The organism is Primorskyibacter sp. S187A, assembly GCF_049800955.1.
In the GTDB taxonomy this organism is placed as follows: domain Bacteria; phylum Pseudomonadota; class Alphaproteobacteria; order Rhodobacterales; family Rhodobacteraceae; genus JAKVBH01.
Window position 1 is genome coordinate 380,277 of record NZ_JBNAGA010000003.1, and the last position, 8,348, is coordinate 388,624.

At 61.8% G+C, this 8,348-nt stretch carries 8 protein-coding genes; 4 read left to right on the forward strand and 4 right to left on the reverse strand.

Going from position 1 to position 8,348, the window contains the following annotated elements:
- Nucleotides 1–192: 192 nt before the first annotated feature.
- Together ACP15S_RS19245 and thrS are read right to left on the reverse strand one after the other, a co-directional pair.
- Entirely contained in the window at nucleotides 193–696 is a 504-nt protein-coding gene (locus ACP15S_RS19245) for a hypothetical protein (RefSeq protein ID WP_425041296.1), read from the reverse strand.
- A complete protein-coding gene (thrS, locus tag ACP15S_RS19250; protein WP_425041297.1) occupies nucleotides 693–2,642 on the reverse strand; it encodes a threonine--tRNA ligase in 1,950 nt (649 codons plus the stop codon). Before thrS ends, ACP15S_RS19245 begins: the two co-directional genes overlap by 4 nt.
- Nucleotides 2,643–2,869: 227 nt before the next feature.
- Between thrS and ACP15S_RS19255 the strand changes: the two genes are divergently transcribed.
- The 3 genes from ACP15S_RS19255 to ACP15S_RS19265 all read left to right on the forward strand — a co-directional run bounded on the left by ACP15S_RS19255 (nucleotide 2,870) and on the right by ACP15S_RS19265 (nucleotide 4,952).
- Nucleotides 2,870–3,070 carry a hypothetical protein gene (locus tag ACP15S_RS19255; protein ID WP_425041311.1) on the forward strand — a complete coding sequence of 67 codons (201 nt, stop codon included), beginning with the start codon at nucleotides 2,870–2,872 and terminating at the stop codon, nucleotides 3,068–3,070.
- Nucleotides 3,071–3,234: 164 nt separating this feature from the next.
- The gene (locus tag ACP15S_RS19260) at nucleotides 3,235–3,975 is read left to right on the forward strand and encodes an alpha/beta hydrolase (protein ID WP_425041298.1); all 741 of its coding nucleotides are present in this window, start codon (nucleotides 3,235–3,237) and stop codon (nucleotides 3,973–3,975) included.
- On the forward strand, nucleotides 3,972–4,952 hold the full coding sequence (locus tag ACP15S_RS19265) for an alpha/beta hydrolase (RefSeq protein ID WP_425041299.1): 981 nt from the start codon (nucleotides 3,972–3,974) through the stop codon (nucleotides 4,950–4,952). Before ACP15S_RS19260 ends, ACP15S_RS19265 begins: the two co-directional genes overlap by 4 nt.
- Here ACP15S_RS19265 and ACP15S_RS19270 read toward each other — a convergent pair.
- Both ACP15S_RS19270 and ACP15S_RS19275 read right to left on the reverse strand, forming a co-directional pair.
- The gene (locus ACP15S_RS19270; RefSeq protein WP_425041300.1) at nucleotides 4,949–5,359 is read right to left on the reverse strand and encodes a hypothetical protein; all 411 of its coding nucleotides are present in this window, start codon (nucleotides 5,357–5,359) and stop codon (nucleotides 4,949–4,951) included. The two genes, ACP15S_RS19265 and ACP15S_RS19270, sit on opposite strands and share 4 nt — an antisense overlap.
- Nucleotides 5,301–6,476, reverse strand: a complete 1,176-nt coding sequence (locus ACP15S_RS19275) for an alkane 1-monooxygenase (RefSeq protein WP_425041301.1) — start codon at nucleotides 6,474–6,476, stop codon at nucleotides 5,301–5,303. The genes ACP15S_RS19270 and ACP15S_RS19275 overlap by 59 nt, the downstream gene beginning before the upstream one ends.
- A 199-nt stretch (nucleotides 6,477–6,675) precedes the next feature.
- On the opposite strand from ACP15S_RS19275, the gene ACP15S_RS19280 reads away from it, so the two are divergent.
- Nucleotides 6,676–8,348, forward strand: a 1,673-nt coding sequence (locus ACP15S_RS19280; protein WP_425041302.1) for an NAD(P)H-dependent oxidoreductase subunit E, incomplete at its 3' end; no start/stop codon positions are given.

An 8,348-nucleotide genomic window follows, 5' to 3' on the forward strand; every position in this document is an offset into this window, starting at 1 on the left:
CTTTGAGAGTTTTGTGAGGCGGGATCGCCGGTTTTTGGGGATTTTCCCGCCATTTTCGGGCTCTGGAGGCGCAAATGGCGATACGTTTGAAAGGTTTTTCGGATCAATTGTTACAATTTGTGTCACGCCCGAGCTGCTCTTGGCGCCCAGCTCACGCAACCGGGCGGGCATGTTACAAACGCGCAGCGGCGCTCAATCGTCCATCATCCACAGATCAGAGACGGTGAGCACGCGGGAGAGCACATCGGGAGGTGTAGTCGCCGCGACATCTATAATGTCGTTGAGCATCGCGATCCGGTAATGCAGCAGCGGTTCGTCCAGAAGTTTGTCAGCCAGCGTTTCGTCTTTCAGGAACCTCAGAAAGCGCGAGTCGGTGTAGCGCCGGAGCGGGGTGCTGAAATCCTCATGATCTTCGGGAACGTGCAGGCCCTCGTCGTAATGGGCATGCATGACGACGGATGTGAAGCGAATCTCGTAGCGGCGACAGCCGGGGCGCACAACGATGGCGCGGCTCCCGCTGAGAACGGCATCAAGCTCTGGCAGGCCTGTATCCGGGGCTTGCTCTTCGTCATCAACCCGCGTGCCATCGGCCCACAGGACCAGCTCACCGCTGCCGGATGCGATTTCCATGCCCGCGAAGGCAAGCCCGTTTTCCCGCGCGAGGCGTGCCGCGGCGGCGGCGCCTTTGAGCGTCACGCCACCTGATCGGGGGGCAAGGCGGATTGGCCCAGCTCCGTCACGATCTCATCCAGCGCCGCCACGGCGGTTTGCTTTTCACCCAGGCGGCGTACCGTCACCGTGCGATCCGCCACCTCGCGGTGACCAATGGCCAGAATGACCGGAATCTTGCCGAGGCTGTGCTCGCGCACTTTGTAATTGATCTTCTCATTGCGAATGTCAGCTTCCGCACGCACGCCCGCTGCGGTCAGCGCGGCCACGACCTCATGCACATAGTCATCGGCCTCCGAGACGATGGAGGCCACAACAACCTGGCGCGGGGCCAGCCAGAAGGGAAGTTTGCCCGCGTGGCTTTCGATCAGGATTCCGATGAAGCGTTCAAAAGAGCCCAGCGTGGCGCGGTGCAGCATGACGGGACGATGCTTCGCCCCGTCAGAACCGATATAGGTGGCGTCGAGCCGCTCGGGGAGGACGAAATCCACCTGATGGGTGCCGCATTGCCAATCGCGGCCAATGGCATCGGTCAGAACAAATTCCAGCTTGGGGCCGTAGAAGGCGCCCTCGCCGGGGTTCAGCTCGAACTCGCAACCTGCGGCAAGCGTGGCCGCCTTGAGGGCGTCTTCGGCTTTGTCCCAGACCTCATCGGAGCCCGCACGTTTTTCGGGGCGGTCTGAGAATTTGACCTTGAAGCTGTCAAAGCCGAGGTCGCGGTAGACTTCGCCGAGGAAGTCGATAAAGCGTTTTGTTTCATCTTCGATCTGATCCTCTCTGCAGAAAATATGGCCATCATCCTGGGTGAATCCGCGTACGCGCATGATCCCGTGAAGGGCCCCGGAAGGTTCATATCTATTGCACGAACCGAATTCGGCCATACGCAATGGAAGATCGCGGTAAGATTTTAAGCCTTGGTTAAAAATTTGCACATGGCAGGGGCAGTTCATCGGTTTGAGCGCATTGACCGCTTTTTCGCGAGCGTGGTCTTCGTCCACTTCGACGATGAACATGTGCTCTTGATACTTGTCCCAGTGGCCCGACGCCTCCCACAAACGCCGGTCGACGACTTGCGGTGTATTCACCTCGACATAGCCGCCCTTGGTCTGCATGCGGCGCATGTAATCCTGCAGGCCGGTGTAGATGCGCCAGCCGTTGGGGTGCCAGAAGATCTGGCCCGGCGCTTCTTCCTGCATGTGAAAGAGGTTCATCTCACGACCCAGCTTGCGGTGATCGCGTTTGGCGGCTTCCTCCAGCATGTTGAGATGCTTGCGCAGCGCCTCTTTGTTGAGGAAGGCCACGCCGTAGATCCGTTGCAGCATGGCGCGATCACTGTCGCCGCGCCAATAGGCGCCCGCCACGGACATGAGCTTGAACGCATCGGCCGGCACCTGACCGGTGTGTTGCAGATGCGGGCCGCGGCAGAGATCCTGCCAATCCCCATGCCAATACATGCGCAGCGGCTCATCGCCGGGGATCGCGTCAATCAGTTCGACCTTGTAGGGCTCGCCATTGTCCTCATAATGCTTGATCGCCCGGGCCCGATCCCAGACTTCGGTGGTCACGGGCTCGCGCTTGTTGATGATCTCGCGCATTTTCTTTTCGATGGTGCCAAGGTCTTCGGGTGTGAAGGGCTCGGCGCGGTCAAAGTCATAATACCAGCCATGTTCGATCACCGGGCCGATGGTGACCTTCACATCCGGCCAGATTTCCTGAACTGCGCGCGCCATAATGTGCGCCAGATCGTGGCGCACCAGTTCAAGCGCCTGCGCCTCGTCTTTCAACGTGTGCAGCGCAAAGCTTGCATCGGCTGTGATAGGCCATTGCAGATCGTGATGCGCGCCGTTGACTGTCGCGGAGATGGCTTTCTTGCCCAGCGAAGTGGAGATGTCGGATGCGACCTCAGCAGGCGTGATGCCTGCGGGGTAGCTGCGCGCATTGCCATCGGGAAGGGTAAGGGTGATCTGGGCCATGGATATGGGCCTCCTCGTCATTTTGGCGCCTACGAAACGCCCGGTTGCGATTATGTGGTTCTTGACGGGGTTTTCGCGCCGAGGCCCGGGGAAGTCAACCTTTGGCGCTGTATACAAAGGTATGCTCTATATCCGACATTTTTGTATTCAAATCCGACCTTTAGGGCTTGATTGCTGCGCTGCATCGGTTATTTAGTTTCGCATAAGAAACACTAGGAGTAACAATGATGCCCAGCCCAAACCGCAATATCGAGTTGTCGGTGGAAGACATGGAACTGATCGAATCCGCTCTTCGGGCGCGCAAGGCAGCACGCGCGTCAGATGATGCACGTTGTGACGAAGCGCGGGAAATCCATGAGTTGTTGGGCCGCCTGCATAACCAGAAGGTGTTCTACCGCCCAAGCTCGGCGCCCTACGTCAGCGGCTGACACCCGACCTTCCGATGACCCTTGACCGGCCCGCTCCTGCGGGCCGTTGTCGTTTTGGTTCCAACCATACCCGTCCCGCCGGGATCTGACCCAACGATGCAATTGCACCCGCCCCGCGCCTGCGCCACATTGCGCGCAAGAGGGAGGACAGCGTTGTGCCAGACATGTTTGCAGGTCCAGACGGACGCCAGATCGCGTATCATTTCACACCCGGGTCCGGCCCGGTCGTGGTTTTTCTGGGTGGGTTCAAATCCGATATGGAGGGCTCCAAGGCGCTGTTTCTTGAAGAGTGGGCCAAAGCGCGCGGTCAGGCGTATTTGCGGTTTGACTATTCCGGTCATGGCCAATCCTCGGAAGCCTTCACCGATGGATGCATTGGAGATTGGGCCGCCGATGCCGAAGCGCTGATCCGGGCCAAAGCGCCGGGGGCCAAAGTCCTCGTGGGCTCCTCCATGGGCGGTTGGATCTCTCTGCTCCTGAGCAAACGGCTGGAGGGCATTGTCGGGCTCGTCAACATCGCTGCGGCCCCGGATTTCACCGAAGATGGCTTCTGGGCCGGTTTTTCCGACAGCCAACGCCGTGCTGTCATGGAGGAGGGCTATTTTGATGTGCCCTCCGAATACGGCGATCCTTATCGCATTACACGGCGGTTGATCGAAGACGGGCGCAATCATCTGGTGCTGCGCAGCCCGCTCGTGCTGCCGTTCCCAGTACGCGGCTTGCAAGGCACCGAGGACAGCTCCGTCAGCACGCAGACAGCCCTGCGTTTGTTGGATCATGCCCAGTGTGCGGACATGACATTAACGCTCAAGACAGGCGCGGATCACTCGTTTTCCGCGCCAGATTGCCTGCCGCTGATCACGGCGGCCATTGAAGACGTGCTCCGGCACGATGCCGGGTCATGAAAACTGTGATGCGCTGGATGGGCCGGCTGGTTCTGCTGGTCCTTGCGGCCATCGCGGGTTTTGCCGCCCTCGCGCCCCGAGAACCCGTTGTGACGGAGGTCAGCTTTGATGCAGATGCCATCGGCGAGGATTTGGACGCCTATCTTGCGGCGCAGGAAGCGCGCTTTCCGGATATCACCCCGGGGACAGAGAAACGCGTGCTTTGGGCAGGAGAGCCGGGCCACCAGACCGATCTCGCCGTGCTCTATGTGCACGGGTTTTCAGCGACGTCGGAGGAAATCCGTCCTGTGCCGGACCGCGTTGCCGAGGCGCTGGGCGCGAACCTCGTGTTCACACGGCTGACAGGTCACGGGCGCAGCGGCGCGGCCATGGCAGACACGTCCCTGGAGGCCTGGATGAACGATCTGGCCGAAGCGCTGGCTGTGGCGCGTCGCGCGGGGCGAGAGGTGATCGTCCTCTCGACCTCCACCGGCGCGACGTTGGCCACGATCGGCGCGCTCGATCCAACTCTGCAAGAGGGGATCAAGGGGCAGGTGTTCATCTCGCCAAACTTTGGGATCAATTCGCCCGCTGCCGTGATCCTGACCTGGCCGGGGGTGCGCTGGTGGGGGCCGCTTGTTGCGGGGGCTGAGCGCAGCTTTACGCCGCAAAATGATGATCATGCCCGCTACTGGAGTACGCGCTATCCAACGGTCGCGCTCATGCCCATGGCCGCCGCCGTGCGCCACGCCCGCGCGCTTGATGTGAGCGCGATCACCCAGCCTTTGCTCGCTATGTTTTCGGATGAGGACCGTGTCGTGTCGCCTGACGCCACCCGCGCGGTGGCGACCTTGTGGGGCGGGGAGGTGAGACGCGAGATCGTGCGCCTGGGTGATGGAGATGATCCCTACAACCATGTGATCGCAGGCGACATTCTCAGCCCCGGGCAAACAGACAAGACCGTGACGGTGATCCTGGACTGGATCGCGGGGCTCTAGACGCCAACCTCCGGGCCAAGACAGAGCATGGGTTCGTCTGTGCGGCGCGCCTCATAAAGGACGCGGCCGCTCTCGCCCATGAAGGTCGCGATCAGGCCCTGGGCGCTGCGTTCGAACGTCCAGCATTGGGAGGTTTCGGGCCGGTCTTCATAGACAAAGCAGATCTGGCTTTCGGCGCCTTCGTACCAATAGCCTTCCTTGCATTGGCCATCGAGAAAGGACCAGCGCACGCGGCGGTTCTCGCGGTAGTCTTCTGCGCCATAGTCCTGACCTTGCGAGCCGAAATAAAGCGTCTTGCCAGTGGTGTAGGCTTCGAATTCCGCCGCCGACATGGCGGCTTCGCTGCTCTCAGTGCTGCACAGGAGCGCGATCGCCAGGGCGGGCAGGTATGTCGTCCATCGGGTCATGGGGCCAGTTTGGCAGAGGTCGTCTGCCGGGGCCAGTCCCTCTTGCGTGATCGAGGACCGCTTGCGGAATATCGCGTGCGCGTCGTCCGTCGGGGCCTTCGGCCTTCAGGCGCCATCGTTGCGCGCGGTGATCCATCAAGCGGCGCCAGATCGGCGGCACCAGTGCAATGACCGCCATGACCGGCAAAGACTGCGGCAATGTGGGCATCGTGTCCCGATCCAGCGCAAGCGCCGGAAAGGGGCGGGCGGGGTTCATGTGGTGGTCCGAGTGGCGTGGCGCGTTGAGCATCATGGCCGATGAATACCAGCGCGGCGCGTTCCAGCTGTGATGCGGGCCCACAGGCTCTGGTTTGCCATTGGCCAGAACCCGGCGGCGGAGCCCATAGTGCTGCACATAGTCCGACAGCATCAATTGCCATGCCGCGTAGGCGGAGAGAATTGCCAGAACCCCAACGCCAGACCATCCGCCAAGCGCAAACGCCAGCGCCAATGCCGTGGAGGACACCAGCGCATCGCTCAGAAACGGATGGCTCCACAGGCTGGGTTTGGGCTCCAGCTGCGCGCGGGCCGCGCTTTCGGCGGCCAGGCCTTCGGTATATTCGCCCACGGCGCAGCGCAGGGCAAAGGCCCAGAAGCCCTCACCGACACGCGCTGAATTGGGATCGCGATCTGTCGCGGCATGGACGTGATGCACGCGCAGATGCGCGCTGGCGTGGTGGCCATAAAGGATGCTCGCGTAGAGCGCGCGACCGAGTCTGCGTGTGCTGCGTAAGGGGCGATGGATCAGCTCATGGGCATTCGAATTTGACACCTGCCCAAACCAGAGCCCCGCGCCCGTCACGAGGAGCACCTTGTCGAGCATCGACAGCGCGGGGTTGCTGGACACAGCCCAGACCACCAGCGGCAAGAGCAACAAATGCGCAACGCCCAGGCCAATGCTCAGCCCGGCGCCGCTGGCCTCGTGCGTGTCGGGCATGGTTTTGTTGGCGATCTTGTCGAGGAAAAAGACCAGCACAGTGATGGACAAAACGCCCGCTGCAGCCCAGACGCCGCCCCACAGGGCACCCGCCGCCAGAAGGACGGCAGGCAGAAGCGACGCGATGGCAAACCAGATCATGGCGGGCGAATCTCTCCAAACTGCTCTCGAGCCTAGCAGATTTGTTCACAATCGGAGGTTAATGGCGCTTTTCGGCAACCTCGTGTCCTTCCCATGGCGCATCTAAGGCGCGCGTTGGGCGGTAAGTGTCGTTTTTGTCGCGGTGTCTGGCGATGCCCAGACTAGAATCTCCAAAAATGTGACGGAGGAGTTGCGCGCCATGGCTTTGGACGAACGCAAAGGCGTATGGAAGTCTGGTCGGGGTCGGGGTCGTGTTACGCCGAAGGGTCGTCAGTATGACGATTTGGCCTTGTCGGATGTTCGGGATCTTTTGGGGGATCGCCCGCGGCGTCGGGATTTGTTGATCGAGCATTTGCATCTTTTGCAGGACGCCCATGGCCATCTGTCGGCGGCGCATTTGCGGGCGTTGGCGGAGGAGATGCGGCTTTCGATGGCGGAAGTTTACGAGGTTGCAACCTTTTATGCGCATTTTGACGTGGTCAAGGAAGGCGAGGCGCCGCCGCCGGCCGTGACGATTCGAGTGTGTGACAGCCTGTCTTGTGAGCTTGCCGGGGCACAGGCGCTCAAGGCGGCTCTGGAAGAGGGTCTTGATCCAGATGAGGTGCGCGTGCTGCGTGCGCCGTGTATGGGGCGGTGTGATACCGCGCCGGTGCTCGAGCTGGGGCACCATCATATTGACCACGCGACGCCTGAGAAGGTGCAGACGGCCATCGCGTCGGGCCAGACCCATGCGCATGTGCCGCCCTATGAGGGGCTGGTGGCCTATGAGGCGACGGGTGGCTATGAGGCGCTCAAGGCGCTGCGGGCGGGCGGCGATTGGGAAGCGGTGCAGGACAAGGTGCTTGCATCGGGGCTGCGCGGGCTTGGCGGCGCGGGCTTCCCCTCGGGCAAGAAATGGGGCTTTGTGCGGGCCAATCCCGGTCCGCGCTACCTTGCGGTGAATGGCGATGAGGGGGAGCCGGGAACCTTCAAGGACCGTTACTACCTCGAGCGCACGCCGCATCTCTTCCTCGAAGGCATGCTGATCGCGGCCTGGGCGGTGGAAGCGGAGACCTGCTTCATCTACATGCGCGATGAATATCCGGCGGTGCTGCATATCCTCGCGACGGAAATTGCGGCGCTGGAGGAGGCCGGCCTGGTGGCGCCGGGGTATATCGATCTGCGGCGCGGCGCGGGCGCCTATATTTGCGGCGAAGAGAGCGCGATGATCGAGAGCATCGAGGGCAAGCGCGGCCTGCCGCGCCACCGCCCGCCGTTTGTGGCGCAAGTGGGTGTCTTCGGTCGTCCGACGCTGGTGCATAATGTCGAGACGCTGCACTGGGTGGCGCGGGTTTGCCGCGAGGGGCCTGAGGTGCTGAGTTCGGTGGAAAAGAACGGGCGCACCGGGCTCAGAAGCTACTCGATCTCGGGGCGTGTCCAGCAGCCCGGCGTCTATCTGCTGCCTGCGGGCTCGACGATCCTGGACCTGATCGAGGCGGCGGGCGGCATGGCGGAGGGCCATGTGTTCAAGGCCTATCAGCCGGGCGGGCCCTCAGCGGGGCTTTTGCCTGCGTCGATCAGTGACGTGCCGATGGATTTTGACACGCTGCAGGCCCATGGCACCTTCATCGGATCTGCCGCCATCGTGATCCTGAGCGATCAGGACAAGGCGCGCGATGCCGCGCTCAACATGCTGCGCTTCTTCGAGGATGAAAGCTGCGGGCAATGCACGCCCTGCCGCGTGGGCTGCGAGAAGGCGGTCAAACTGATGCAGGCGGACAGGTGGGATCAGGGGCTGCTCGAAGAGCTCAGCCAAGCCATGGTCGACGCCTCCATCTGCGGCCTCGGACAAGCCGCTCCAAACCCCATCCGACTCACTATCAAACACTTCAA

What these genes read in the sequence shown, in the direction of transcription:
- thrS (WP_425041297.1), bottom strand. Translation starts at nt 2,642, where the DNA reads ATGGCCCAGATCACCCTTACCCTTCCCGATGGCAATGCGCGCAGCTAC.
- ACP15S_RS19255 (WP_425041311.1), top strand. Translation starts at nt 2,870, where the DNA reads ATGCCCAGCCCAAACCGCAATATCGAGTTGTCGGTGGAAGACATGGAA.
- ACP15S_RS19260 (WP_425041298.1), top strand. Translation starts at nt 3,235, where the DNA reads ATGTTTGCAGGTCCAGACGGACGCCAGATCGCGTATCATTTCACACCC.
- ACP15S_RS19265 (WP_425041299.1), top strand. Translation starts at nt 3,972, where the DNA reads ATGAAAACTGTGATGCGCTGGATGGGCCGGCTGGTTCTGCTGGTCCTT.
- ACP15S_RS19270 (WP_425041300.1), bottom strand. Translation starts at nt 5,359, where the DNA reads ATGACCCGATGGACGACATACCTGCCCGCCCTGGCGATCGCGCTCCTG.
- ACP15S_RS19275 (WP_425041301.1), bottom strand. Translation starts at nt 6,476, where the DNA reads ATGATCTGGTTTGCCATCGCGTCGCTTCTGCCTGCCGTCCTTCTGGCG.